We start from the raw sequence: 24,982 nt of genomic DNA, 5'->3' as shown, positions 1-24,982 counted from the left end.
TCACTTGGTGAAGAACCCGTGCACGTCCTGCCGGTGCAACAGAACGGTGCCACCCATGATCAGCACCGAGCCGACGATGCCGGTGACGGCGAAGATCACCGCCTGCACGGTGTCCCGGTCGGCGCTGAACAGGCTGGCCCCGGTGTAGATGACGGTGGCCACCCCGCCACCGGTCAGCACGGTGCGGGTCCAGCGGTATCCGGAGCGCATCAAGAACAGGAACGTCAAGACCAAGGCGGCCACCGCCAGGGCGAACAGCACTGTCACTGCGACGACCAGAACCGAGGCCTGCTTACTCGCGGAAAAGAAGGCGTCGGCGAGATAACCGGTCACCATCAACGGCAGCGCAACGAGCCACAGCCAGAACCCGGTGTCGACATCGGCCGGGCGTGCGGGCGCCTCGGCAGGCGGCGGTTGGTGGGTCACGCCAGCCACCCCGCGACGTCGGCAGCCCAGTAAGTCAGGACGATATCGGCACCGGCGCGCCGGATGCTGGTCAGCGACTCCAATGCAGCCGCCTGGCCGTCGATCCATCCGTTCGCCGCGGCGGCGCTGATCATCGCGTACTCCCCCGATACCTGATAAGCGGCGACGGGTACCGGTGAGACGTCGGCGGCCGCGCGCACGATGTCCAGGTAGGCCATGGCGGGTTTCACCATGATGATGTCAGAGCCCTCGTCGAGGTCGAGTGCGATCTCGCGCAACGCTTCTCGCGCGTTGCCGCCGTCCTGCTGATAGGTGCGCCGATCACCCTGCAGGCTCGAGGCGACGGCATCGCGGAATGGCCCGTAGAAGGCGGACGCGAACTTCGCCGCATAGGCCAGGATCAGCACATCGGTGAACCCCGCCGCGTCGAGCCCGTCGCGGATGGCGGCCACCTGGCCGTCCATCATTCCGCTCGGACCGACCACACGCGCACCCGATTCCGCTTGTGCCACAGCAAGTCTGACGTACTGCGCAGTGGTGGCGTCGTTATCCACCCGGCCGCGGGCGTCGAGCACACCGCAGTGACCGTGATCGGTGAACTCATCGAGGCAGGTATCGGCCATCAGCACGGTGTCATCGCCGAGGTCCTTGGCCAGGTCCCGCAGGGCGACGTTGAGAATTCCGTCGGGGTCCAGACCGCTGGAACCCACGGCGTCCTTATCTGAGTCGCGCGGCACGCCGAACAGCATCAGCCCGCCGACACCGGCCTCGACAGCCACCTGGGCGGCGCGGCGCAACGATTCGCGGGTGTGCTGGTGAACACCGGGCATGGACACTATCGGGCGCGGCTCGTCGATACCGTCTGCGACGAACATCGGGAGCACCAAATGCCTTGGCTCCAAAGATGTCTCGGCTACCAATCGGCGCAATGCCGGGGTCGAGCGCAGCCGACGCGGACGCTGTCGTGGATAGGAGGACACGGGCGCCCCTAGCGGCGTCGGCTCTTTTTGCGCGGCGGCGGCAACGCACCCTCGGCACGCAGCCGGGCGGCGTGCTCGGCCAGTGCATCGACCAGTGGGCCGACCGCGGCCGTCTCCGGCTGGACATCCACCCGAAGGCCGAACTCCGCGGCGGCCTCCGCCGTCTTCGGCCCGATGCACGCCACGATCGTGCGCGCGTGCGGCTTACCGGCGATACCGACCAGGTTGCGCACCGTCGAGCTGGAGGTGAAACACACGGCGTCGAACCCGCCGGTCTTGATCATCTCGCGGGTCTCAGCCGGTGGCGGTGCCGCACGAACGGTGCGGTAGGCGGTGACATCCTCGATCTCCCAGCCGCGGTCTCGCAGACCCTCGGCCAGGGTTTCGGTGGCGATATCGGCGCGCGGCAGAAGCACCCGGTTCACCGGATCGAAAATGCTGTCGTACTCCGGGAATTCGTCGAGCAAGCCCAGCGAGGACTGCTCACCGGAGGGCACCAGCTCGGGGCTGACCCCGAAGGCCCGAACCCGGTCAGCGGTCGACTCGCCCACGCAGGCGATCTTCACACCGGAGAAGGCGCGGGCGTCCAGTCCGAACTCGCCGAACTTCTCCCACACCGCACGCACCGCGTTGGTGGAGGTGAACACCACCCACTGGTAGCGGCCGTCGACCAAACCCTTGACGGCCCTTTCCATCTGGGCCGGGCTGCGCGGCGGCTCGACGGCGATCGTCGGCACTTCGATGGGCAGGGCGCCATGGCCGACCAGCTTGTCGCTCATCTCGCCGGCCTGGTCCTTGGTACGCGGCACGAGCACGGTCCAGCCGTACAGCGCCCGGCTCTCCCACCAATTCAGCTTGGCCCGGTGCGCCACGGTCTTGCCGATGGTGGCCACCAGCGTGCCGGTCAACGGGCCCGCGGGATCGCTGTTGCAGGCCAGGGTGGCCCGGTCGGTGAGTCCGTGCAGGGTGGTCTCGACCGACCGCTGCGCACAGGTGGTGCCATTGGAGGTGACCACGCACTGCGTGCCGTTGGACAGGCCGTACTCGATCAGGGTGCGGGCAGCCTCGGGCAGGTGCGAGGCGCTCGCGGTCAGGATCAGCGGGCCGGGGGCGGCGGCGAGCGCCGCCCAGTCGACCTCACCGCGCACATCGGCGACGGTGTGCGCCGAGCCCAGCGGCAGGCCCGCGTAGGTCGGTACAGCGCTGGTGGCCGGCAGCCCGGGAACGATCTCGAACTCGGCGTGTGCTCGGGCCACCGCGTTCACCTCGGTGATGACCGAGTCGACCGACAGCGGATCACCGGCGACCAGGCGGACCACGTCGAAGCCGGCCTTGGCCTCGGTGACGAGGGTCTTGGCCACCTCGGCCGGGTCGCCGAGCGCGGGGCGGATATCCGGACCGACGGAGACGACCGGCGGCGCGGTCTCGTCATGGCCGTCAGCGAGTGCGCCCTCTGGTGCCGGGGCCGGGCCGGCGGCGGGCGGCAAGTCGACGCCGACGACGGCCAGCACGGCCTGCGGCACGTCGGGGTCGGTAAACACCAACGCGGCGTTGGCCAAGACGGTGCGGGCGCGCGTCGTCAGCAGGTTGGGGTCGCCTGGACCCGCGCCGACGAACGTGATGTGTCCCGGCTTCGCCGTACGTCCCCGACCGCTCACATGCCCAGTCATCGCTTCACTCCCGCTCCACTCCGTCTGTTTTCACATTCACGGAGCCTTGTACCGACATCACCTCGCGCGCACCGAGTTCGAACAACTCCGCGGCCACCGAGAGCCCTAGCTCTGCGGGCCGGCCGGGAGTGCCGATACCGGACGCACGAATCACGTCGGATCCGTCAGCTGCCGCCACGCATGCGCGCAGTGATAGCTCGTCGAAGACGCGGCCGTCGTCATCGATGGACTCGACCACCTCGGCGATCGCGCCCACCGGCGCGGAACAACCCGCCTCCAGTTCGGCCAGCAGGGTTCGCTCGGCGGTGACCGCGGCGCGGGTGTCGGGATCGTCCATCTCTCCCAACAGCGCCACGAGCTCGGTGTCGCCGGCGCGGCACTCGACCGCGAGCGCACCTTGAGCCGGCGCTGGCAACATCTGCACCGGCTCCAGTGTCTCGGTGACGTCGCCGAGGCGACCGATACGGGCCAGACCCGCCCGGGCCACCACGATGGCGTCGAGATCACCGCTGCTTACCCTGTTCAACCTGGTATCTAGGTTGCCTCGTAGGGGGCGAATTTCCAAACCGAGACCCAGTGCTTTAAGCTGCGCGGCCCGTCGGACCGAGCTGGTGCCAATCACCGAGCCCGCCGGCAACTCCCCCAAGACCATGCCGTCACGGGCCACCAACGCATCGCGGGCGTCCTGCCGGCGGGGGATCGCGGCGATCACGAACCGGTCGTCGGGAGCCGTCGGCAAATCCTTGTACGAGTGCACGGCCATATCGACGCGGCAGTCGGCGATGGCCTCGCGCAGGGCGGCGGTGAACACACCCACCCCGATCTCGGCGACGGGCTTATCCGATCGGTCACCCTCGGTGCTAATGATGACCAGCTCGGCGGGATGCCCGCCCTCGATGAGTTGGTCTCTAATGGTCCCGGCCTGCGTAGTCGCCAGCAAGCTGCCCCGGGTGCCGATCCGGATTACTGCGTCCTTACTGCCGGCCAACCGTGCTACCCGGTACCGTCGGCTCGGCCTTGATCGAATTCCGTTGCCAGCAGGGGCAATTCACCTGCGGCCACGGCGTCGACGGCCTGCGGATCGAGTTCGAAAAGTTCGCGCAACGCCTCGGCGTAGGTATCCCCGCCGGGCGCACTGGCCAGCTGCTTGACCCGAACGGTCGGGGCGTGCAGCAGCTTGTCGACCACGCGGCGGACGGTGCGCGCCACCTCATCGCGCTGGGAGTCGTCCAGGCCTGGAAGCCGGTTGTCCAACCGCAACAGCTCGGCCTCGACGACATCGGCGGCACGCTGGCGAAGGGCGGTGACCGTGGGGGTGACCTCCGACATCCGCTGGCCGGCCAGGTAGCTGGCAACCTCGGCGGCGACGATTCGGCGGGCGGCTTCGGCATCAGCGGCCGCAGCCCGGGCCGACGGCTCACGCTGCACCCGGTCCATATCGATGACCGAAACGCCGGGCAATCCGGCCACGGCAGGATCGACATCGCGGGGCATCCCGAGGTCGCAGAGCACCAGCGGCGGGGCGGTCTCATCGCGGCGGGTACTGGCCAGCGCGTGGTGCACATCGGCCAGCGACACCACCGGACGGACCGCGCCGGTACAGCTGACCACGACATCGGCGACGGCCAGCGCAGTCGGCAGATGCTCCAACGTCAGTGCCTGCGCGGTGGCACCCTGCTGGCGGATGCTCTCCGCGAGCCGCTCCGCGCGAGGCAGCGAGCGGTTGACCACATCGATATGGGTGATCCCAGCCCGCAGCAGGTGCGCGACCGACAGCCCGCCCATCGAGCCGGCGCCGACAACGGTCGCGGTGCAGCCGGCCAAGCCGTCCAGCCGCGAGCCGGCGATGTCCAAAGCGACCGACACCACGCTGGCACCGGCGGCGTCGATCGCGGTCTCGGAGTGCACCCGCTTACCCACCGACAGCGCGCGCTGGGCCAGGTCGTGCAGGGTCCGGCCGACGGTCTTGTTGGTCTCGGCGTTGGCATAGGCACGCCGGACCTGCCCAAGGACCTGCTGTTCACCGATGACCGCGCTGTCCAAGCCGCTGGTGACGGAGAACAGATGCTCGACAGCGGCCTCGCTGTAGCGGACGTAGGCGTACTTGGTCAGATCGCTCATCGACATTCCGGAGTGCTCGGCCAGCACCTGCCCGATCGCCGACAAGCCGCCGTGGAACGCGTCGACCACCGCGTAGACCTCGACACGGTTGCAGGTGGACAGCACCATCGCCTCAGTCACCAGCGGCGACTGCGACAACTCATCGACGATTTTGACCTGATCGGAATCGGCGAAAGACAACTGCTCGAGCACAGTGACGGGAGCGCTACGGTGCGACACCCCGAACAGCAGCACGCTCACGGCACGATCACCTGGCCCGCTCCCTTGCTGTCACGGAATGTTCCGTTAGTGAAACTTACTTCCACGGTAAACGGTGCGCAGGCAGCTGGCCAAATTCCAGCGGTTGTTCACCGCTGCGAGAGATCGGCGCGTAGCCGCGGAACGTCGACATCCCAGTAGCTGTGCTCGCTGCCGTCGAGCAGGACGACGGGCAGGCGGTCGCCGAATTCTGCTCGAAGCGCACTGTTGCCGGCCGCGGCCGCGTCGTCCACATCGGTGACCGACAGCTCGAAATCGAGCTCGGCGGACAGCCCAGTAAGCCGGTCGTGGACCTGTTCGCAGATGGTGCACCCGGCCCGGGTCAACAGCTCGACGTGTGCGCGGCTCACCCGAACCAGTGTCGCAGTTAGGGTGATCCCATGGCGTCCGGGGACCACGAGCAGGAACTCGCGGGCGACGCGAGCGCCGAGCGGGCCGTCGACGAGTTGATTGCCGAGCAGGCCAGCGCCGTAGCGCGCGACGCCAGCATGGCAGCGCATCGCGAGCCGAAGGCTCAGGCCGCCGGGCCGGCGGAACCGCCGCCCGCCGACCTCACCGCAGCAGCATTCTTCGATGTGGACAACACGCTGGTGCAGGGCTCTTCGCTGGTGCATTTCGGCCGCGGCCTGGCTGCCCGCAAGTACTTCACCTATGCCGATATGGCGAAATTCATCTACGCGCAGGCCAAGTTTCAGCTGACCGGCAGGGAGAACAGCGAGGATGTCGCCGAGGGTAGGCGCAAGGCACTCGCCTTCATCGAAGGCCGTTCGACCGCCGAGCTCATCGCGGTCGGCGAGGAGATCTACGACGAGATCATCGCCGACAAGATCTGGCCCGGCACCCGGGCGCTGGCGCAGATGCATCTAGATGCCGGTCAGCAGGTGTGGTTGGTCACCGCCACGCCCTTCGAGCTGGCCGCCACGATCGCCCGCCGGCTGGGCTTGACCGGTGCGCTGGGCACCGTGGCGGAATCCGAGAACGGGGTGTTCACCGGCCGCCTGGTCGGCGACATCCTGCACGGGGTCGGCAAGGCGCATGCGGTGCGACAGCTGGCCATCCGCGAGGGGCTCAACCTCAAGCGCTGTACGGCCTATTCCGACAGTTATAACGATGTGCCGATGCTGTCCCTGGTGGGAACGGCGGTGGCCATCAACCCGGATGCCAACCTGCGTGAGCTCGCGCGCGAGCGCGGCTGGGAGATCCGCGATTTCCGGACCGCACGCAAGGCGGCGCGCATCGGCGTCCCCTCGGCACTGGCACTCGGGGCGATCGGCGGGGCGCTCGCGGCGGCCGTATCGCGTCGACGCTGACGCCGGGCGCACGAAGCGCCCCGCATCGGCGCAATACCCGCTGATAGGCTCGCCGAGTGTCAATCGCCAGCGACATCATCGGAACGCACTACCGTTACCCGGACTATTACCTGGTCGGCCGGGAGAAGATCCGGGAGTATGCCAACGCGATCCAGTCCGACAATGAGCTGCACTTCGACGAGGAAGCAGCCAGGGCCGCCGGTTACACCGACGTGGTCGCCCCCCTGACATTCATCGCGATCGCGGGACGTCAGGTGCAGCTCGACATCTTCCGGAACTTCGATGTGGGCATCAATATCGCCCGGGTCATTCACCGCGACCAGAAGATCCGTTTCCATCGGGCAATCGTGGCCGGCGACAAATTGTTCTTCGATTCCTGGCTGGACTCGGTGGTCGAATCATTCGGCACCGTCATCACCGAATTGCGCAGTGAGGTCACCGACGAAGACGGCAAACCGGTGATGACCACAATCGTGACAATGATCGGCGAAGCCGAGAGCGACGAACAGACCAATGCTCAGGTCGCGGCGATCGCCGCGGCGGCGCTGGGCAAGCAAACCCCGCGCTGAGTCCGGGCCGCTCAGCCCAAGAACGTATTGCGACGTTTGGTCAGCAACTGGTAGAGCGTCTGCTGGATGGTCTCGCGGACCTGGTCGGTGAGATCGAAGGTGACCATCGGATCGTCGGCCGCGGTGTCGTCGTAGTCAGCAGTCTCGATCGGCTCACCAAAGGCGATGTGCCACTTGGACGGAAGCGGCACCAGCCCGATCGGGCCGGCCAGCGGGAACAGCGGCGTGATCGGGAAGTAGGGCAACCCCAGCACCCGGGCGAGCAACTTCACATCGGCGATCATCGGGTAGATCTCCTCGGATCCGACGATCGAGCACGGGATGATCGGCGCCTTGGTGCGCAGCGCCGCCGAGACGAAACCGCCGCGACCGAATCGCTGCAGCTTGTAGCGATCCTTGAAGGGTTTGCCCAACCCCTTGTAGCCCTCCGGAAAAACGGCCGTCAATTCGCCGCCGACCAACAGCCGGTGGGCATCGACGGTGGAGGCCATCGTGTGGCCGGCCTTGCGGGCGATCGGGCCCATCATCGGCATGTCGAACACCATGTCGGCTGCCAGTAACCGCAAGTCCCGGTTGTTCGGGTGATGGTCGTGCACCGCGACCGACAACATCAACCCGTCGAACGGCAACGTCCCGGCGTGATTGGCGACGAGCAGCCCGGCACCATTCTTCGGGAGGTTTTCGATGCCGCTGACCTCGACCCGGAACCAATTCTGGAAAAAGAAGCGCAGCAAAGGCATGACGAGCGCGTTGTTGAACTGCGGATCGAAACCGAATTCGTCGACCGTGTAATCGCCGGACAGCCGCTTGGATACGAAATCGGCAATCGCCGAAATGCGTTGTGCCAGTTCATTCGGGGCCTCTGCGGAAGCCCCAATTGTGCTCGTACCGCGCCGGGCATCGATTTCCCGGACCACAGCGGCGATATCCGCCGCCGACGCACGGGTGCCCGGATCCGCCAGCAGCGAGGGATGCCGGCGCGCCGCCTCGGCTCGCTGCGCAGCCCTCCGAGCGGCCGCGACACGCGTCGAATTTGAGTGCAGCGGAATCACTTTCGCCTTGGATTCACCCGCCACGTCGGCTACCTTCTCCCCAACCATCGGCTCATCAGCCGCCCCATCGCTGCGCAACGGCGACCGCGCGTCTCTCCAAAGAGCGTACCCAGTTCGGGTCGATGATCGGGGTCAGACCTCGGCCACGCACGTAATCGTCGAAGGCCTCTATCGTCGTCCATTTCGGCGCAAACCCCAACTCGGAGCGCATCCTCGCGGTGTCCATGACGCGGCCGTAACTTAGCCAATCCATCTGGTCACGGTTGAGGTCGGAAGGCCGGCCCGTCCGTCGCAACGAATACAGTGCCCAAACGCCGGAATTCGGCAACGGAACCGCAACCCGGCCGGAACGGCGGATTGCCTGCGACATCATGATCACACCGTCGGCTCCGATGTTGAAGGTGCCCGATTTACCCGCCATCGTGGCGCGCTCCAGCGCGCCCAGCGCGTCCTGCTCGTGCAGCAGCTGCAACCGCGCGTCGTGGCCGAGCACCGTGGTCACCAGCGGACCCGCCAGATAACGCGACAGCGCGGTATCCATCGCCGGGCCGATCATGTTGGCCAGCCGCAGGATCGTGACGGCGATATCGGGCCGACGCCGGCCCAGCCCACGCACGTAGCCCTCGATATCGATGCTGTCGCGCGCGAAGCCTTCGCCCGGCGGGCGCTGGCTACTGCTGTCCTCGGTGTAGGCCACCGGGTCGTGGGCGTGCGAGCCGTAAACCTCAGACGTCGACTTCAGGATCACCCGGCGCACCGACGGCGCCTTCTGACAGGCCGCGAACAACTGCATGGCGCCCATGACGTTGATCTCTTTCAACGTCGCGCGACCACCCGAGCGCGGGGAGTAGGAAGCCGCCGAGGCATGCACGACGGTGTCGACTTCGCCGTTTCGAATCACCTTGGCGATAAACGGGTTTCGAATATCGGCGCGCACGAACTCAGCCCGGCCCATCCGGCGCAGCATGTCCTTGCTCGGCGCGACGGCGTCGACCGCGATGACCTTGTTGATCAACGGGTTCTGCACCAACCGCGCGGTCAGATACCCGCCGAGAAACCGGCACGCCCCCGTGACCAGCACAACCTTCGGGTAGTGCGGGGCCTCGGTGTCGATACCGCCGGAATCCATCAGGACAGCCTATCGGCCGAACTTAAGCCCGGCCTGGCTCCAGATCTGCCGGGCTGGGAAGAGTCCAGTCCCGGCAGCGGAACTACTTGCCGAGTTTTCTGCGCTGGACCCGGGTACGACGCAGCAGCTTGCGGTGCTTCTTCTTCGACATGCGCTTGCGCCGCTTCTTGATGACTGAACCCATGAAATCCGCTACCTAAACCTTTGCATTGCCTGCACCAGAGCAGGCTTGTCTGTGTCCCGGACACCTTACCTAAGCAGGCATGCGGAACGGAAAACGGCCTCTACGCGAACAGCGACTGACGAGTTGCCGATCAGCGCTTGTGCAGAGTGACTAGCCTGCGTCGAAGTACGACGTCTCCAGCAAGTCGTGGACGGCCTTGGCATGCACCCGGAATGAACGACCCACCCGCACCGCAGGCAGCTCGCCGTTGTGTACCAGGCGGTACACCGTCATCTTGCTGACCCGCATCAGGGCAGCCACTTCGGCGACGGTCAGAAACTGCGCTCTGGCGGCCGGCGGGCTGTCGGCGCCGCCGGCATCCCGCGCCGATTTTCCAGCCGAATCCCGCGCCGATGGCCCGTTCATAGACGTCATCGCAACCCAATCCGTCAGGCACAGCAGTTCCAGCGGCTTCCCCACCGCTGGCACCCGAGCCGTGCATACACGAGGAGAATAGCGTGGCGGATGGGGTTACTGCGACGGGTGTGGGTAGATCCATCAGAAATTCCCTGAACTACTCTGCTGTAATTCCTAGCTGCTCAGAGCGTGTTTTCGCGGCGTCGACGGCAGCGGCGACGGCCGCCCGCACCCCACCCCGTTCGAGTTCCCGCAGGCCAGCGGCAGTGGTCCCGCCCGGGGAGGTAACCATCGCCCGAAGCCGCGCCGCAGAAGTATCGAGGCCGCTGTCTTCGCCAGCCGCACGCTGGCTGTCGAGGCGTTCCAGGAGCATGGCCGCCGATCCGGCCATCGTCTGCACCGCGAGATCGGTCGCGACGGCCCGACTCAGGCCGTTGGCGACCGCCGCGTCGACCACGGCTTCGACGAAAAGAAAGAAATACGCGGGCCCCGAACCGGAGACCGCCGTAACCGCATCGAGCTGGCTTTCCGGCACGGTCAGCACGTCGCCCACGCACTTGAACACCGCGGCGACGCCGGCGAGCTGCTCAGGAGTGGCAAACCGGCCCGCAGCAAGCGCGCTGACGCCGGCACCGACCAATGCCGGGGCGTTGGGCATCACCCGGACCACCGGTGAGCCAGCGGGCAGCCGGGCCTCGTAGAAGCCGATCGTCACACCCGCGACGACGGTGACGAAGACCTGTTCGACGGTGTCGCTCTCGGCCTGCGCAGCCGCGTCGGCGATCTCGCTGACAACCGACTCGACGTCGGCCGGTTTCACAGCGACGATCACGAACGCGGCGGTTTCCACCGCCTCGGCGACGGTCGCCATCCGAACCGAGTACGTCTCGCCCAGGTAGCGGGCACGCTCCGGCATCCGCTCCGACACCACGAGGTCCTTGACCTGCCGGCCCGCTCGAAGGAGTCCGGCAAGGATCGCCTCGCCCATACTGCCGCCGCCGATGATCGCGATTCTGGCCATGTCGCAAGACCCTAGCGGGCCAGAGCAATCATTAGTGGGCGGGCACCAAGGCCAGTTGACGGGTCTGCACGATGATGCGTCCCGCACTGTCGACCACGGTGTGGTCCTCGTCGAACCAGTCCTGGCCGATCTGGGTGGTCGTACACGCCACCCGCAGCCAGCCGTCGTCGGGCAGGCCCCGGAGGTAGGCGGTGATCTGCACCGTGGGTGCCCAGCCCCGACGGTTCACCGCGTAGCAGACCGGCACCGAGATGTCGCCGCACATCAGCGCGAACAACACATCGACCGGCCCCTCCTTGGGTCGAACCCAGATCGTGAACACCGGAGCGCCCGCCGCATTGACGGTCTCGGCCAACTCCGGACGGATATCGCAGCCGCGTGCGAGGTTGTTGATCGCCGCCGCCGGATGCCCCGGGCCGATCGGCTCGATATGCGCGGGCGGCTCGACGCTCATCAGCGCGGTCACCGGATTAGCCGATAACAACGGCTCGACGTGGTGCTCGGGGTCACCGAGCGTGACGACAGTGCGCACGCAGGTGCGTCCCCCCTGGGACAGCTCCACGTCGACCAGCCCGATACGACGACCGCGCTTCTGCACGGTCGTGGTCAACCGCACGGGTCCGGGGTCGGGCGCGGACAGGAAATCGGCCGATACCGCGACGGGTTCAAAGGCCGCGTGAGCGTACGCCTCACGAGCAGCCTTGGCGCACAGCGCCAACATCACACCGCCGTGGATCTTGGGCCCAATTGTCCAGTGCTCGTTGAGGTTTGCTTCGAAGCCGCCATCAGTCGGCTGTAACGCCATCACATCGTCGAACCGGGGGTACATCAATGCCTCTCTCGCTCAACGCAACAAATGCGTGCGCGCGAACTGAAGCGAATCGACCAGAAGCGCCTCTCGCTCGGCCTTGGTGCGCGCACCCGAGGTGGTGACCTCGAGGATCACATGCCCGGTGAAATCACTGGCCGCCAGCATCTGGCACACCTCGACGGTGGGTTGTGTTCCCCGACCGGGCACCAGGTGCTCATCGGTGGAGGCACCGTTGCCGTCGCACAGATGCAGGTGCACCAATCCGGACCCCATCCGCTCGGCCATGTCCAGGGCGTCGGTGCCGGCCGTGGCGGTGTGCGACAGGTCCAGCGTGTAGTGGGCGTGATCGCCATCGAGCGGGTCATAGGACGGCGCGAACGCCGATATCCCAGCTCCGGGACGGCCACCGCGCTTGCGCATCCGCTCGATCGACGGATCCCCGGAGCCGAAGAATCGATCGGTCCGGAATGGGAACATGTTCTCCACCGCGACCAGCACATCGGTGTGGCTTTCCAGCTCGGCGACCTGTTCGCTGAACCCGTCGGCATAGCGGCGCTGCCACCGGAATGGCGGGTGCACCACCACGGTCTGCGCGCCGAGCCGCTCCGCGGCTTGCACACTGCGGGTCAGCTTCGGGATGGGGTTGGCCCCCCAGACCCGTTGGGAGATCAGCAGACACGGCGCATGCACCGACAACACCGGCATGTTGTAGCGGCGCGACAGCTTCGCGATCGCCCCGATGTCCTGGCTGACCGTCTCGGCCCACACCATGAGTTCGACACCGTCATAACCCAATTCGGCCGCGTACTCGAAAGCGGCCTCGGTCCTCAGCGGATAGACCGAGGCCGTCGACAGACCGACCTTGATTGCGGGGCGCACTGATCAATCAGGTCGACTGCAGAAGCGCCAGCGGCCCGAGCGTGACCAGCGCGCCCACCGCGACCGCGATCAGTGTGCTGGCGATGTCCTCGGTTTTCCGGACGATGCGGACGGCGATCACCAAGCCAAGGATGACCAGTACCGACAGCACCAGCGCGACGATGTTGTTCCACCTCCACAGTTGGTCGAACGCGATGAACAACCCGGCGCCAAACGCGACCGCCAGAATCGATTGGCCGACCACCAACAGGGCGCGCCACACCGCAGTGAGCTTGCCCTCGCTGGGGAAATCCGCCGCGGCGTCGGTATGTGTGTTGGTTGCCTCCGCCACCGCGCCGCCGTCGTGCTCATCGAGTACGACACCACGGCGGGCCAGATCGTCAGCCACCGTTTGGCCGCTGAACAGCGTGCCACCGGAGGATCGCAGATACGACCGCAGCTCGGCAGCCTCGGCGACCTGTTCGTCAGGTGCCAGATCCAGCGCAGGGGCTGCTTCGTCGAGCGGGTCGAAGGCCATCTGTTCGGCATCGGAGGCGTCATCGGTTGCTGCGTCCGCCGCCGGGCTCCGCAGGGGGCGCGGGTCGTAGCCGCGCTCGGGGCCGCGTTCACGACGTGGCAGTGGACTGTCCGCGCGCTGCGGTGGTGCGTCGAACGGGCGCGCCGGCTTCTCTTCGGACTGCTCGACCGCGGGGGGCGATCCGTTGGTGGCGGTCTCCTGGTCGACGGCAGCCCCGGCAGCCGCGTCATCGACCGGCGCCTCGTCGATCGGCTCGTCGGTGACGTCGACATCGCGCGCGATAGGAAGCGCACCGGTCCGAATGATCGGGATCTCACCGGTCAGTTCGGCGACCGTCACCGCGTCGCTGTTACCGCGCCGCCGACGACGCCGCCCCCCGACCGGCGGCGAGCCGATCGTTCCGTTCTTGGCGAGCAGCTCGGCGACCGAAATGGGCCGGCTGTTCTCGCTGTCATCTGGTGCAGTCATCGTGTGCCTCTCGATCGGGCCGCAGTCGACCGATCAAAACCCTTATTTCCAGCATCCCCCACCGACGTTTCCACCAGGGCAGTTCCGTCAGCTTCGCTGTCGAGCCGGCGCAGGATGATGCCCTCGCGCAGCGCCCACGGGCAGATGTCGACGGATTCTAAGGAGAGTGCTCGCATGCTTGCCTCCGCCACCAGAGCGCCGGCCACGATCTGTGGCGCCCGCTCGGCACTGACTCCCTCCAACTCGGCACGATCTGTCGCCGTCATCCTAGAGATGAAAGATATGAGCTGCCTCAAGCCGTTTGCGGTCAGCGTCCGCTTGACCCTGGGCCCGGCACCCGAGGGCGCCGCACCGGTGAGGCGGGCCAGGGAGCGGAACGTTTTCGACGTCGCCACCGCCAGATCGGGAACGCCGGCCTCCAGGACGAACGCGCTGGCCTCGGCCAACTCGTTGTCCAGCCAATCTCGGAGCATGGCCACCCGACGCCGGCCCGGCGGGTCATCCGGCAGCCACTCACGGGTGAGCCGGCCGGCACCCAGCGGCAGCGACAACGCCACCTCAGGTGCCTCATCTACACCGTTGGACAGCTCCAGCGAGCCACCGCCGATATCGAGGTTGATGATCCGTCCGGCACTCCACCCGTACCAGCGCCGCACCGCCAAAAAGGTCAGCCGGGACTCGTTGGCGCCCGAGAGGACCTGCAGGTTCACCCCGGTTTCGGCCAGCACCCGCGCCAGGACGTCCTCGGAATTCTTGGCGTCGCGGACCGCGGAGGTGGCGAAGGCCATCAAATCCGCGCAGCCAGAGCTCGCGGCGATCTTGGCGAACTCATCGACGGTGTCGACCAACTTGTCAGCGCCGCGGCGGGTGAGCTTTCCGGAGTCGTCGATCGCCTCCGCAAGGCGCAGCGCAGCCTTCGTCGAACTCATCGGAGTCGGGTGCCCGCCACGGTGGGCATCGACCACCAGCAGATGAACCGTATTGCTGCCCACGTCGAGCACGCCTAATCGCACGTGAACAAAACTAGCGTGGCGACGATGCACCCCATGCGCGACATGGGCAAAAGCCAACAAGAAGGTGGGGCTTTCGTGGACTACCGTTGGGCGATGTGACAAGTGGGCGCCCCGGCGAAGTTGATCTGGACTTCCCCCGTGAGTGGGTGGAATTTTACGACCCGGATGATCCAGAACATCTCATCGCCGCGGACCTCACCTGGCTGCTGTCCAATTGGACGTGCGTCTTCGGCACCCCCGCCTGCAAGGGCACGGTCGAGGGCCGCCCCGACGACGGTTGCTGCTCACACGGGGCGTTCCTGTCCGATGACGACGACCGCGCCAACCTCGATGACGCCGTCAAACAGTTGACCGACGCCGATTGGCAGTTCCGGGACAAGGGCTTGGGCCGCAGGGGCTACCTCGAAAAGGACGAGTACGACGATGAGCCCGCCCTACGCACCCGCAAGTACAAAGGTGCCTGCATCTTCCTCAACCGGCCCGGCTTCCCGACCGGTGTCGGCTGCGCCCTGCACACCAAGGCGCTCAAGCTCGGGGTCGAACCGCTGACGATGAAGCCCGAGGTGTGCTGGCAGCTGCCCATCCGGCGGGTTCAGGAGCGGATCACCCGGCCGGACGGCAGCGAGATCCTCAAGACCATGATCACCGAGTACGACCGCCGTGGCTGGGGCGAGGGCGGCTTGGACCTGCACTGGTATTGCACCGGCGACCCGGCGGCGCACGTCGGGAAGAAGCAGGTGTGGCAGTCCTACGCCCCCGAGCTGACCGAGCTGATCGGTGAGAAGGCGTACGCGGAACTTGCGGCGATGTGCAAACGGCGGGGCGGTTTCCCGCTCCTGGCCATCCACCCGGCAACCCGGGCCGCGCACTGACCACGCGCTCCCTCGTCACCGTTCACTATTTGCCACATCTGCATCACCATGCATGAAACTCGTGACCAACGTCATGTGCATCGGCGGATGCCGTGAGGCACGAGCGGAGTCACAGAGCAGCGAATAGTCGTTCTCTGAGACCGAGGGCGAATCGTCGCTGTGCTGCCCGAACAGTTTGATAACCACATCTCAGTTGATAACAGGCTGAGTAACAGGACTTCGCCCAAACTCAACCTCGGCGTTATTTAACGAGAACAGCATCCCCTCGTTGGGGCCCGAGACGCGGGCCTCGCAGCGCGAGGCCCGACACGAGCGGCACTCCAAGCGGATGGTCCTCGGTGACGCCGCGACTATTTGCTTTGCATTAACTGTCGCGACCGTGGCCGTCTTTGCCGGCGAATACACCAGCGTCATCCTCGCCGACTGATCGGATTGCTGCTGGGCCGCCCGCACTGGCGCCGGGTGGCGGCGGCCGAGCATTTGCGGCGCAGGGCAAGGGGACCGGGCAGGCGCGCAGGACCACAGACGGCGGCCACCTCGGTGTGTAGCGACCAGGTGCCACCATCGTGGACACGCTGGTCTTCGGTGTGCGCGCCGCGCGAGAGCAGCGACGCCTTGCGGGCCTTGCACCCCGACGGCGGCATCGAGGCCGGGCCGGTGATGGTGTCGGTGAGTGCGGTCATGGGAGCCCTGCTGCCAGGCCACCGCGTCACCGTCATGTCAGGCGGGAAAATGTCCTCTGCCGCAACGCAACACCGATGAAGACGACGACCAGGGGTTAGCCTGCTTGACGCCGCCGCCTCTTGTACTCACGCGACTTCGCGTTGTGGGCCTCACTGCACTCATCGCAGCGGCAGCCGGAATCGTAAGCAAGGTCGGTGCCGTGCTTGCCGACCAGACGACCCTCATCGCGGATGCGCTTCATGTAGGCGGCATGGCTGATTCGGTTGGCTTCTCTACAGAGGTCGCAGCGGCAGAAGTGGTTGCCGTACCCATTGGACGTGCCGTGGCGCGGGTCGCCGGGTGGGAGGCCTGACTTCTTGCGCGGCTCAGCCATTCAGTCGCCCCATCGCTCAGCCGTCGTCGCCGTCGGCCTCGTCCAGCGCGTCGTCATCCTCATTGAGGCTGCCTTCGCCGTAAGGGTCGGTGAACTCGCAGAGCACCGAGCCAACCAGTCGCTCGATGGCGATCGCCGTCGGATCAGGCGGTGGTCGGCCCTCCGCGTATGCCAAACGCTCGGCGGCAATGAAGGCCAGGCGCACGGCCTGGATCACGAGCACGCGCCGAAGCCCTTCGGAAACCTCACCGCGCTCGCGTGCCACCGCAGCCAGGCGCGAGATCGTCTCCGCCCGACGGGCGATGCGAATGTCGGGGTGTTTTCGTTCCTCGCGCACCTCGTCATCAATCAGAGACCAGCGCAACGAGGGCGGCATCTCGACCGATTCCGACACCGGCGGAATCTTCTCGTTGAGGATGGCCGTGAATCGAGACTCTTCAATTGCGTTGAGATAGGCGGTGTACTCAAAGGCGTCGAGGCGCTTCTTGGCGTCTTTGTTCTTGGCGCTTACGCCCTCCATATCCCACAGCGGCCACATCTCGGCGTCGGCCACCTCGAACACGTCGAGAATGCGCATCGCCACCGCGTCGCTGCGCTGATTGGTCAGGTGTCGGCGGATACGAGTGCGCAGCTTCTCGTTGGTCTGCCCGACATAGATTGGCTCACCGTCGTAGTCATAGAAGGCGTACACGCCCCATTTAGCGTTCGACCACGTGCGGCCTTGGTCATCCGTCTCCTCCAGAAACGCCTTAAGCCGCGAGCGGAACCCTCGCACATCTGGCGCTGGCAGATCAATCTTTCTCGGCTTCTTGGGCTTTGGGTTGGGCGAGGCGGTGCTCTTACTGGACATGCACCGACGCCTGTGGGTCAACCGACGGAGCGGCGACCAACTCTCCGCGCAGCAGCGGCATTAGGTAGTGCTTAGCCAGCCAGCCGACGACCGGCACCGCCACCGCGTCGCCAAACCCGAACAGCGCCTGGTTGTTCCGCGCACCGTCGAGGTTGTAGTTGCCCGCACCCATCAGCCGCGCGTACTCCAGCGGCGTCATCCACCGCACCTGGAGGCGCTTGTTGCCCAGCCGCACCACCGCTTGCTTGGACGAGCCGCCGCGCGCAGTGCGCAGGCAACCGGAGATGTCGTCGGGCCGCACCTCCCACACCGCCACACCAGCGCGCGTGCGCCGGTAGGCCGTGCGGTGCTTGACCCCCTTGCCGCGCTTGAGTTCTGCTACCCGCGCGCGCTGCATGGGCGAGAGAGAAGCCTCGAACGCAGCCGTGCGCTCGGCGTCCCACCACCGCTCGTCGGCCACCAGCATGTCCTCAATGAGCGCGGACAGGCCCTTGATGCGCGGGGCTGGTGGGGCGGGCAAGTGGGCGCGGTGGGTGCGCAAGCTCGGATCGCCGAACACCCACTGGAGGTAATCGGGCCGCAACTCGCAGTGTGGCTCGGCGGTGTCGACGGGCGGGTTCTTCGCGCCGATGACGAACATGCGCGGGCGCGACTGCGGCAGGAACCTGCGGGTGTCGAGCGCCACCACGTCGACGGAGTAGCCAAGCTCGTTGAATGCCTTGATAGCTGCGGTCAAGTCGTCACCGCCGTGGGATGTCGCCAGCCCAGTCACGTTCTCCAGCACAATGACTGGCGGGCGGTTGTCGCCCAGCTGATCCAAGAGCTTGACGAACTCCCAGAACACGCCTGACTCCGCGCCCGCGAAGCCAGCGCGGGCACCGGCCAGCGACAGGTCGGTGCACGGCGAGGACGCCCACGCCAGCGCCGCGTCGGTGGGTAACTCGGACACGTCTACCTTGCCGATGTCGCTCAGCGCGAACGTGTGGCCGTCGCTCTCACCGAAGTGCGCGGTGTACATCGCCTTCTTGTCCGGCTCGTAGTCGTTGGCCCACGTCACCTGGAAACCGGCGCGCTCCAGGCCCATGCGGGCTAGGCCGATACCGGCGAAGAACTCCATGGCCTTGGGCTTGGCGCTGGCACGGCGGATCGGCGTCACATCTCCCACGCGCGTCACAGTAACGCCAGGCACCCACAGGTTGCGTGAGGCTGCGCCGGGTTGCACCAGGTTGCGCTAGGTAGCGCGCGGCTGTGTGACGCAATCGTGGGCCACCACCGCCGCCACACGGGCTTCGATGCTCGCCAACCGCTCACGGGACGCCGGCCCGGAGTTGGCAGTGCGCCGCCTGGTCCACGCGATGGGGTTGCGCTACCGCGTCAACGCTCGCCCGGTGCCGACACTGCGCCGCACCGCCGACCTGGTGTTCACACGCCAGCGCGTGGGTGTGCTGATCGACGGGTGCTATTGGCGTGGCTGCCCCGAGCACCACTGCCAACCACGCGCGAATGCCGACTACTGGAGCGCCAAGATGGCGCGCAACCAAGCGCGCGACGCCGCCACCGACGAGGCGCTACGAGCCGCAGGCTGGACCGCCGCATTGAGTACCGCCGATAAGGATATCGCCGCCAAGATCGTCTCTGCTACAACGGAATTGAACGGGCGCGGGTTCAGTGAGTCACCAGAAACGGTCCAGGCGTTGGACGTTCCGCTCGCACCGCCACCGGACCCCTCGTACCCGGTCAACGACGTCATCGCCGAAGCCACCGACCTTGACGGCAACCACGTAGTTCTCCGCCGCGGCTACTACGACGGGAAGAGAGGTTTCGGGTGGGACAAGATCTTTCACAAGCACGGGATAACCAACCCCAACGCCTTCACCGACCTGATAGCGCACAGTCGGCCGATAAGCAGTAAGGACAGGGAACTCATCTACAAGGTGGAAGTTGACCGGGCGCACTGTTCACAGCTTTTCGGCCCGATACCTGACTGCGAGGACACCGGCGAGCGTCTGGAACCTTTGTGGTTTCACACGCCTGGACCGATGGTCCGACGCGGTACCTGGTCTACCAGGCCCCGCCGTCGCCATCACATGGGGACTGGTCCGCGATACCCGAGAATCAATCATCGACCCTGCACCCTGGCCTTCTCTCAAGGAAGCAGTGAGGTACTACTACCTTTTGGACCTCTGCGAGAACCGCGTGTCTGCTGCGTTCCCCCATCCGGGGAATGATCCCGAAGTCATTCTGTGGCACGGTGATCGGGTATACACCGAAGACTCCTGCGAAGGGCTCCCCCAACGCCCAACGGATATCCCCGACCAGTATCGGTACGTCGATCCGATCAATGGCTAAGCCAAGCAGTGCCCCTTGAACTGGGAAGATTGATGTTCCTTACGCACTGATCAAACCAAGTTCAGAAAGGCACTTCCGGTGCACGTGCCGCACAATTTCTTGCCTGATTCGGCGGTGTTCGATGACGACGACGGGGTGCTTCCCGAGTGCTGGCTGATCGCCCAATGGCCCACCACCGCAGCCGAACCCACCGACTACTGGCTGTCCACCCTGCGGCTGACCGCCCCAAAAGCCAACGGGCAGGACTGACTCTCTACGCCATCCTGCGCCAAATCCAACGCGCACTGGCCATCTGGATCGGCACCTGCCCACTATGCCACCACTACTTCCCCACATAACAAAGTCCTACTGGCCCTCCAGCTTGTAGCCCAGTCCGCGAACCGTGACCAGGTGCACCGGGTTGGCCGGGTCGGCCTCGATCTTCGACCGCAGGCGCTTGACGTGCACGTCGAGGGTCTTGGTATCCCCCACGTAGTCCGCGCCCCACACCCGGTCGATGAGCTGGCCGCGGGTGAGCACTCGTCCGCTGTTGCGCATCAGGTACTCGAGCAGATCGAACTCCTTGAGCGGCAAGGTAATCGGCTCACCATTGACGGAGACGACGTGACGCTCCACGTCCATGCGCACCGGACCGGCCTCCAGGATGGCATCGCCGACGCCGGAGTCCTCGGTGTCGCTGCCGCGACGCAGGACAGCACGGATGCGGGCGATCAGCTCGCGCGCCGAGTACGGCTTGGTGACGTAATCGTCGGCGCCGAGCTCCAGGCCGACCACCTTGTCGATCTCGCTGTCACGCGCGGTCACCATGATCACCGGCACACTCGAGCGGGCGCGCAGCTGCTTACAGACATCGGTGCCGGTCATCCCCGGCAACATGAGGTCGAGTAGCACGATATCGGCCCCCGAGCGGTCGAATTCCGCCAGGGCAGACGGGCCGTCACCGACCACGGTGGCCTCGAAGCCCTCCTTGCGCAGCAGGAACGCCAGCGGGTCGGCCAGCGATTCTTCGTCCTCCACGATCAACACATTGGTCATTGGCGTAGTGCCTCCTGGTCAATGGCCGATTGGTCGGCCTGTTCGTCATTGTTGGGATAGGCGGGAATGGACAGGGTGAACGTCGAGCCGGTTCCCGGCTGGCTCCACAGCCGGATACTGCCGTTGTGATTGGCCGCCACATGCTTGACGATGGCCAACCCCAGACCGGTGCCGCCAGTGGCACGGGAGCGCGCTTTGTCGACCCGGAAGAATCGCTCGAACACCCGCTCCTGATCGGTGCGGGCGATACCGATTCCCCGATCGGTGACCGAGATCTCGATATTGTCGCCGCGCTGACGGCGGCTGATCGAGACCTTCGATCCATCCGGTGAGTATGCGATCGCATTGGAGATCAGGTTCGCGAGCGCAGTGACCAACAACGACTGGTCGCCCAACACCCGGAACCCGCTCGGCGCGTCGGTGGTCACTTTGATGTCGGCATTGTCGGCCGCCACCTTGTGACGTGAAATAGCTTCGCTAACAACAGAATCCACATCGATGCCGTCCAGGACGGGCAGTGGCTCGGCGCCCTGCAGGCGGGATAGCTCGATCAGCTCGCGGACCATATTGGCCAGCCGCTGGGATTCGGTGAGGATCTTGCGGCTGAAGTGGTGAACGGTATCGGGATCTTCGGCCGACTCCAGCAGTGCCTCGGCCAACACGCCCATCGCGGCGACCGGTGTCTTGAGCTCGTGGCTGACATTGGCCACGAAATCGCGACGACTGGCCTCCATCCGGGCCTGTTCGGACTGGTCCTCGACGTAGACCACGGCGAACCGCGGATCCTGCTTGCTCAGCAGCTGAACATGCCCGCGCACCGATAGTCCCGAGCGGCCGGGCGTGGCCCGCTGCGGCTGCTGCGACAGGTCCACCTCGACACCCTCACCGGTGGCCAGCACCTGCTGGGCGGCGTTCCAGGCACGTTCGTCGAGCTGGCGGTCACGCACGAGGCCCAGTTGCGTGGCCCGGTCGTTGATGAACACCACATCGCGTTGTGAGTCGACGACCACTATGCCGATCGGGGCCAGTGACACCACATGCTGCAACATCTGCGAGACCGTGATCCCCGCTTCGGTGATCGCACGGCGCTGCCTGCGCTCCATGATGCGTGGGGTGAGTGCGGCCCCGATTGCTAAACCGAGACCGAGCGCGACCAGCGCCGCGACAGTGGCCACCAGTGCCACCGACACAACACTCACACACAAAGCGTACGCATTGGGTGAACGTCATCCCAGCAGCGTGCGGCTAAATCGAGCGACGTCACACAGTTGGGACGCATGTATTCCGCCCTCGTTCACCCGACGTTTGCCGAACCGGGGGGCTCGCCCCTACTTGGCGCCCTGGCTGGCCACCGCGGCCGCGCCGGCGGCGGCGGCCTCCGGATCCAGGTAGGTGCCGCCCGGCACCAGCGGCTTCAGGTCGGCGTCCAGGTCGTAGCGCAGTGGGATACCGGTCGGGATGTTCAGGCCCACGACCTGGTCATCTGACATGCCGTCCAGGTGTTTCACCAGTGCGCGCAGTGAGTTGCCGTGCGCGGCGATCAGCACCGTCTTACCGGCCTTCAGGTCCGCAACGATGGTCTCGGTGAAGTACGGGATGAAGCGGGCGACAACGTCGGCCAGACACTCGGTGAGCGGACCGCCGCCGATATCGGCGTAGCGCGGATCGGTGTCCTGGCTGTAGGCGCTGCCCGGTTCGATCGGCGGCGGCGGTGTGTCGTAGCTGCGCCGCCACAACATGAACTGCTCCTCGCCGTACTTTTCTTTCGTCTCGGCCTTGTTCAGGCCCTGCAACGCGCCATAGTGCCGCTCGTTGAGCCGCCAATCGCGGTGCACCGGAATCCACAGCCGGTCGGCGGCGTCCAGCGCCAGGTGCGCTGTGGTGATCGCGCGGCGCAGCAGCGAGGTGTAGAGCACGTCGGGCAGCAGACCCTCTTCGGCCAGCAGCTTGCCGCCGCGCACCGCCTCGGTACGGCCTTTATCGGTGAGGTCGACGTCCATCCAGCCGGTGAACTGGTTCGACGCATTCCATTCGCTCTCACCGTGCCGCAGCAGAATCAGTGTGGAGTCAGCCATGCCTGAAATCTTCTCACGGCCAGAACCAGTCGTCGCGGTCGTCTTCGGTGCTGAGACTCTCGACTCCTCCTCATCGTTCGTCCCTCACTCTGCATCGTCGTCTTCGGTAATCAGGTGTTCGAACGCTGCCAGGTTCTTCAGCGATTCACCGCGCGATACCCGCCACGCCCACTCCTTCTGAATGGACGATTTGAAGCCCAGCTCGAGCAGGGTGTTGAAGTCGGTGTCGACGGCCTCGAGCACCTGCCCGAGGACCCGGTCCAGCTCCTCGGCGCTCACCGACTCCAGCGCCATCCGACCGATCAGATAGATATCGCCGGTGTTGTCCAACGTGTAGGCCACACCGTAGAGGCGTCGGTTGCGCTTGAGCAGGAACCGGTAGACACCCTGATGGTTCTCGTCGGGCTGGCGGCAGACGAACGCCTCGACACGCACCGAATGCGCACCGATGCTCAGCAGGGTGTTGGTCTTGAGCTTGCGCTCCCCCGGAAGTTCCACGATGAGCCCCGGCAGCCCACCGTGGGCGCCCTGGTGATGGCTGTAGGTCAGGCCGTGCTCGGTCAGCACGTCCTCGATGAGCTGCTGGACGTTCGCTCCACTGATACGCGATCCGCCTTCGGCTTCTCGCTCCGCACTCACGCGCGCACTCCGCGGCGCATCGACCAGCGCCTGCCGTTGCGCCGCGCCAGTACGTCACCGGCGGCACGACGACGCCGGGCACCGGCATAGTCGGTGATCGCCCGGCCGTAGCTGGCCAGCAGTCCGTCGACGGTGTTCGCCCAGGAGAAGCGCTGTGCGTGCGCCACCGCGGCGGAACTGAGCTCGGCGGGATCGCGCCGCAACATCCCGGCGAGCGCGTCGGCCCACTGGTCGGGGTCATGGCTGGCTACCAGGGCCCCGCTGACACCATCAGCAACCGCGACGGGCAGCCCACCCACCGCCGCGGCCACCACCGGTGTGCCGCAGGCCTGCGCCTCGACGGCAACCAGTCCGAAGGATTCCGAATAGCTCGGCACCGCAACCAGATCGGCGGCCCGGTAGACGTTCACCAATTGCTCGCGCGACTGCGGAGGAAGGAATGTCACCCGGTCTGCGATACCCAATTCGATGGCAAGACCAACCAAGACGTCGGGCACCGCCAGCCCGCTGCCGGACGGACCGCCGGCGATCAAGACCCGCACGCCGGGCAGTTGTGCCGCCGCGCGCAACAGCACATCAGGCGCTTTCAGCGGCTGGATACGCCCGACGAACGCGACCACCGGCTCATCGGCCCGCAAGCCGAGCGCCGCGCGCGCGGCCCGGCGGTCACCGGGGGTGAACGTCTCCAGGTCGGCACCCGGATACACCACGTCGATCCGCCGCGGATCTGCATTGTGCAATGACATCAATTGGCGGGCTTCATCTTCGGTATTGACCACCAGCCGGTCGGCCTCATCGACCACTTGCTGTTCACCCACCGCGCGCAGCGGCGGTTCCGGTGCGTCGCCGTCGGCCAGCGCGGCGTTCTTCACCGCGGCCAGCGTGTGCGCGGTATGCACCAGCGGCACAGTCCAACGGTCGCGGGCCAGCCAGCCGACCTGGCCGGACAGCCAGTAATGCGAGTGCACAATGTCGTAGTAGCCGGGCTCGTGATTAGCCTCGGCGCGCAGCACGCCTGCGGTGAACGCACACAGCTGAGTCGGCAGATCGTATTTGTCGAGGCCTTCGAAGGGCCCAGCAACCACGTTGCGCACCAGCACCCCGGGGGCGACCCGGACCAGTGGCTGATCGGACGATGACGTCGCCCGGGTGAAGATCTCGACCTCGACCCCGCGCCGTGCCATCTGCAGCGCGGTCTGGAGCACGTACACGTTCATCCCGCCGGCATCGCCGGTACCAGGCTGGGCCAGCGGCGAGGTATGCACCGACAACACGGCCACCCGACGCGGCATGCCATCGAT

General features: G+C 66.2%; 30 protein-coding genes. 6 read left to right on the top strand and 24 right to left on the bottom strand.

Annotated elements, in window-relative coordinates; all coding sequences use genetic code 11:
- The 6 genes from G6N13_RS11345 to G6N13_RS25065 form a co-directional block, all read right to left on the bottom strand.
- On the bottom strand, positions 1-426 hold the full coding sequence (locus G6N13_RS11345; protein WP_163697090.1) for a hypothetical protein: 426 nt from the start codon (positions 424-426) through the stop codon (positions 1-3).
- Positions 423-1,406 (bottom strand): porphobilinogen synthase, encoded by a 984-nt coding sequence (hemB, locus tag G6N13_RS11340; RefSeq protein WP_163697089.1) that lies wholly within the window; start codon positions 1,404-1,406, stop codon positions 423-425. The genes G6N13_RS11345 and hemB overlap by 4 nt, the downstream gene beginning before the upstream one ends.
- 8 nt (positions 1,407-1,414) lie before the next feature.
- Complete coding sequence (locus tag G6N13_RS11335) at positions 1,415-3,076, bottom strand: bifunctional uroporphyrinogen-III C-methyltransferase/uroporphyrinogen-III synthase (RefSeq protein WP_235678001.1); 1,662 nt, start codon at positions 3,074-3,076, stop codon at positions 1,415-1,417.
- Positions 3,077-3,080: 4 nt separating this feature from the next.
- On the bottom strand, positions 3,081-4,064 hold the full coding sequence (gene hemC / locus G6N13_RS11330) for a hydroxymethylbilane synthase (protein ID WP_163697086.1): 984 nt from the start codon (positions 4,062-4,064) through the stop codon (positions 3,081-3,083).
- 5 nt (positions 4,065-4,069) lie between these two features.
- Entirely contained in the window at positions 4,070-5,437 is a 1,368-nt protein-coding gene (locus G6N13_RS11325; protein WP_163697085.1) for a glutamyl-tRNA reductase, read from the bottom strand.
- Between the two features lie 107 nt (positions 5,438-5,544).
- Complete coding sequence (locus G6N13_RS25065; RefSeq protein ID WP_235678000.1) at positions 5,545-5,805, bottom strand: glutaredoxin family protein; 261 nt, start codon at positions 5,803-5,805, stop codon at positions 5,545-5,547.
- A 30-nt stretch (positions 5,806-5,835) separates the two neighbouring features.
- On the opposite strand from G6N13_RS25065, the gene G6N13_RS11315 reads away from it, so the two are divergent.
- Positions 5,836-6,765, top strand: a complete 930-nt coding sequence (locus G6N13_RS11315) for an HAD family hydrolase (RefSeq protein ID WP_163697081.1) — start codon at positions 5,836-5,838, stop codon at positions 6,763-6,765.
- Between the two features lie 56 nt (positions 6,766-6,821).
- Positions 6,822-7,334, top strand: coding sequence for an FAS1-like dehydratase domain-containing protein (locus G6N13_RS11310; protein WP_163697080.1), 513 nt, complete (start codon positions 6,822-6,824; stop codon positions 7,332-7,334).
- Between the two features lie 11 nt (positions 7,335-7,345).
- Here G6N13_RS11310 and G6N13_RS11305 read toward each other — a convergent pair whose 3' ends face one another.
- The 9 genes from G6N13_RS11305 to G6N13_RS11265 form a co-directional block, all read right to left on the bottom strand.
- Positions 7,346-8,410, bottom strand: a complete 1,065-nt coding sequence (locus tag G6N13_RS11305) for a lysophospholipid acyltransferase family protein (protein WP_163697078.1) — start codon at positions 8,408-8,410, stop codon at positions 7,346-7,348.
- Between the two features lie 31 nt (positions 8,411-8,441).
- Positions 8,442-9,515, bottom strand: a complete 1,074-nt coding sequence (locus tag G6N13_RS11300) for an SDR family oxidoreductase (RefSeq protein WP_163697076.1) — start codon at positions 9,513-9,515, stop codon at positions 8,442-8,444.
- Between the two features lie 82 nt (positions 9,516-9,597).
- Positions 9,598-9,699, bottom strand: a complete 102-nt coding sequence (locus tag G6N13_RS11295; protein WP_003402602.1) for a 30S ribosomal protein bS22 — start codon at positions 9,697-9,699, stop codon at positions 9,598-9,600.
- Between the two features lie 150 nt (positions 9,700-9,849).
- Positions 9,850-10,113 (bottom strand): helix-turn-helix domain-containing protein, encoded by a 264-nt coding sequence (locus tag G6N13_RS11290; RefSeq protein ID WP_036422530.1) that lies wholly within the window; start codon positions 10,111-10,113, stop codon positions 9,850-9,852.
- Between the two features lie 139 nt (positions 10,114-10,252).
- Positions 10,253-11,116 (bottom strand): pyrroline-5-carboxylate reductase, encoded by an 864-nt coding sequence (gene proC / locus G6N13_RS11285; RefSeq protein ID WP_163697074.1) that lies wholly within the window; start codon positions 11,114-11,116, stop codon positions 10,253-10,255.
- Positions 11,117-11,147: 31 nt separating this feature from the next.
- Positions 11,148-11,945: a thioesterase family protein gene (locus G6N13_RS11280; protein WP_163697072.1), complete on the bottom strand. Its 798-nt coding sequence runs from the start codon at positions 11,943-11,945 to the stop codon at positions 11,148-11,150.
- 15 nt (positions 11,946-11,960) lie between these two features.
- The gene (locus G6N13_RS11275) at positions 11,961-12,806 is read right to left on the bottom strand and encodes a sugar phosphate isomerase/epimerase family protein (protein ID WP_163697070.1); all 846 of its coding nucleotides are present in this window, start codon (positions 12,804-12,806) and stop codon (positions 11,961-11,963) included.
- 7 nt (positions 12,807-12,813) lie between these two features.
- Positions 12,814-13,791: an Rv0497 family membrane protein gene (locus G6N13_RS11270; RefSeq protein ID WP_163697068.1), complete on the bottom strand. Its 978-nt coding sequence runs from the start codon at positions 13,789-13,791 to the stop codon at positions 12,814-12,816.
- Positions 13,788-14,804 (bottom strand): Ppx/GppA family phosphatase, encoded by a 1,017-nt coding sequence (locus G6N13_RS11265; protein WP_163697066.1) that lies wholly within the window; start codon positions 14,802-14,804, stop codon positions 13,788-13,790. The genes G6N13_RS11270 and G6N13_RS11265 overlap by 4 nt, the downstream gene beginning before the upstream one ends.
- A gap of 95 nt (positions 14,805-14,899) precedes the next feature.
- Between G6N13_RS11265 and G6N13_RS11260 the strand changes: the two genes are divergently transcribed.
- Positions 14,900-15,676: a DUF3109 family protein gene (locus G6N13_RS11260; RefSeq protein ID WP_163697064.1), complete on the top strand. Its 777-nt coding sequence runs from the start codon at positions 14,900-14,902 to the stop codon at positions 15,674-15,676.
- A 268-nt stretch (positions 15,677-15,944) separates the two neighbouring features.
- Complete coding sequence (locus tag G6N13_RS11255; protein WP_163697062.1) at positions 15,945-16,103, top strand: hypothetical protein; 159 nt, start codon at positions 15,945-15,947, stop codon at positions 16,101-16,103.
- On the opposite strand, the gene G6N13_RS11250 is transcribed toward G6N13_RS11255, so the two are convergent.
- From G6N13_RS11250 to G6N13_RS11235, 4 genes are all read right to left on the bottom strand, one after another.
- On the bottom strand, positions 16,087-16,359 hold the full coding sequence (locus G6N13_RS11250) for a hypothetical protein (RefSeq protein ID WP_163697060.1): 273 nt from the start codon (positions 16,357-16,359) through the stop codon (positions 16,087-16,089). The two genes, G6N13_RS11255 and G6N13_RS11250, sit on opposite strands and share 17 nt — an antisense overlap.
- A 95-nt stretch (positions 16,360-16,454) precedes the next feature.
- Positions 16,455-16,733: a hypothetical protein gene (locus tag G6N13_RS11245; protein WP_163697057.1), complete on the bottom strand. Its 279-nt coding sequence runs from the start codon at positions 16,731-16,733 to the stop codon at positions 16,455-16,457.
- Between the two features lie 16 nt (positions 16,734-16,749).
- Positions 16,750-17,583, bottom strand: coding sequence for a GIY-YIG nuclease family protein (locus G6N13_RS11240; RefSeq protein WP_163697055.1), 834 nt, complete (start codon positions 17,581-17,583; stop codon positions 16,750-16,752).
- Positions 17,573-18,748: a DNA cytosine methyltransferase gene (locus G6N13_RS11235; protein ID WP_197746829.1), complete on the bottom strand. Its 1,176-nt coding sequence runs from the start codon at positions 18,746-18,748 to the stop codon at positions 17,573-17,575. Before G6N13_RS11235 ends, G6N13_RS11240 begins: the two co-directional genes overlap by 11 nt.
- A gap of 85 nt (positions 18,749-18,833) precedes the next feature.
- Here G6N13_RS11235 and G6N13_RS25060 point away from each other — a divergent pair, with 85 nt between their 5' ends.
- Together G6N13_RS25060 and G6N13_RS11220 are read left to right on the top strand one after the other, a co-directional pair.
- A complete protein-coding gene (locus G6N13_RS25060) occupies positions 18,834-19,811 on the top strand; it encodes a very short patch repair endonuclease (protein WP_235677999.1) in 978 nt (325 codons plus the stop codon).
- Between the two features lie 199 nt (positions 19,812-20,010).
- A complete protein-coding gene (locus tag G6N13_RS11220) occupies positions 20,011-20,181 on the top strand; it encodes a hypothetical protein (protein WP_163697053.1) in 171 nt (56 codons plus the stop codon).
- A gap of 96 nt (positions 20,182-20,277) precedes the next feature.
- Here the strand turns inward: G6N13_RS11220 and regX are convergent, their stop codons facing one another.
- The 5 genes from regX to mshA form a co-directional block, all read right to left on the bottom strand.
- A complete protein-coding gene (gene regX / locus G6N13_RS11215) occupies positions 20,278-20,967 on the bottom strand; it encodes a two-component sensory transduction protein RegX (RefSeq protein ID WP_163697051.1) in 690 nt (229 codons plus the stop codon).
- Entirely contained in the window at positions 20,964-22,166 is a 1,203-nt protein-coding gene (locus tag G6N13_RS11210; RefSeq protein WP_163697049.1) for a sensor histidine kinase, read from the bottom strand. Before G6N13_RS11210 ends, regX begins: the two co-directional genes overlap by 4 nt.
- Before the next feature lie 129 nt (positions 22,167-22,295).
- Positions 22,296-23,042 (bottom strand): phosphoglyceromutase, encoded by a 747-nt coding sequence (locus G6N13_RS11205; protein WP_163697047.1) that lies wholly within the window; start codon positions 23,040-23,042, stop codon positions 22,296-22,298.
- An 84-nt stretch (positions 23,043-23,126) separates the two neighbouring features.
- Positions 23,127-23,681 carry a type III secretion system chaperone family protein gene (locus G6N13_RS11200; protein ID WP_407663893.1) on the bottom strand — a complete coding sequence of 185 codons (555 nt, stop codon included), beginning with the start codon at positions 23,679-23,681 and terminating at the stop codon, positions 23,127-23,129.
- Positions 23,678-24,973: a D-inositol-3-phosphate glycosyltransferase gene (gene mshA, locus G6N13_RS11195; RefSeq protein ID WP_163701999.1), complete on the bottom strand. Its 1,296-nt coding sequence runs from the start codon at positions 24,971-24,973 to the stop codon at positions 23,678-23,680. The genes G6N13_RS11200 and mshA overlap by 4 nt, the downstream gene beginning before the upstream one ends.
- Between the last annotated feature and the right edge of the window lie 9 nt (positions 24,974-24,982).

Source organism: Mycolicibacterium sarraceniae (assembly GCF_010731875.1).
Classification (GTDB): domain Bacteria; phylum Actinomycetota; class Actinomycetes; order Mycobacteriales; family Mycobacteriaceae; genus Mycobacterium; species Mycobacterium sarraceniae.
The sequence above is the reverse complement of the archived record's forward strand: the minus strand, read 5'-3'. Positions and strand labels throughout refer to the sequence as shown.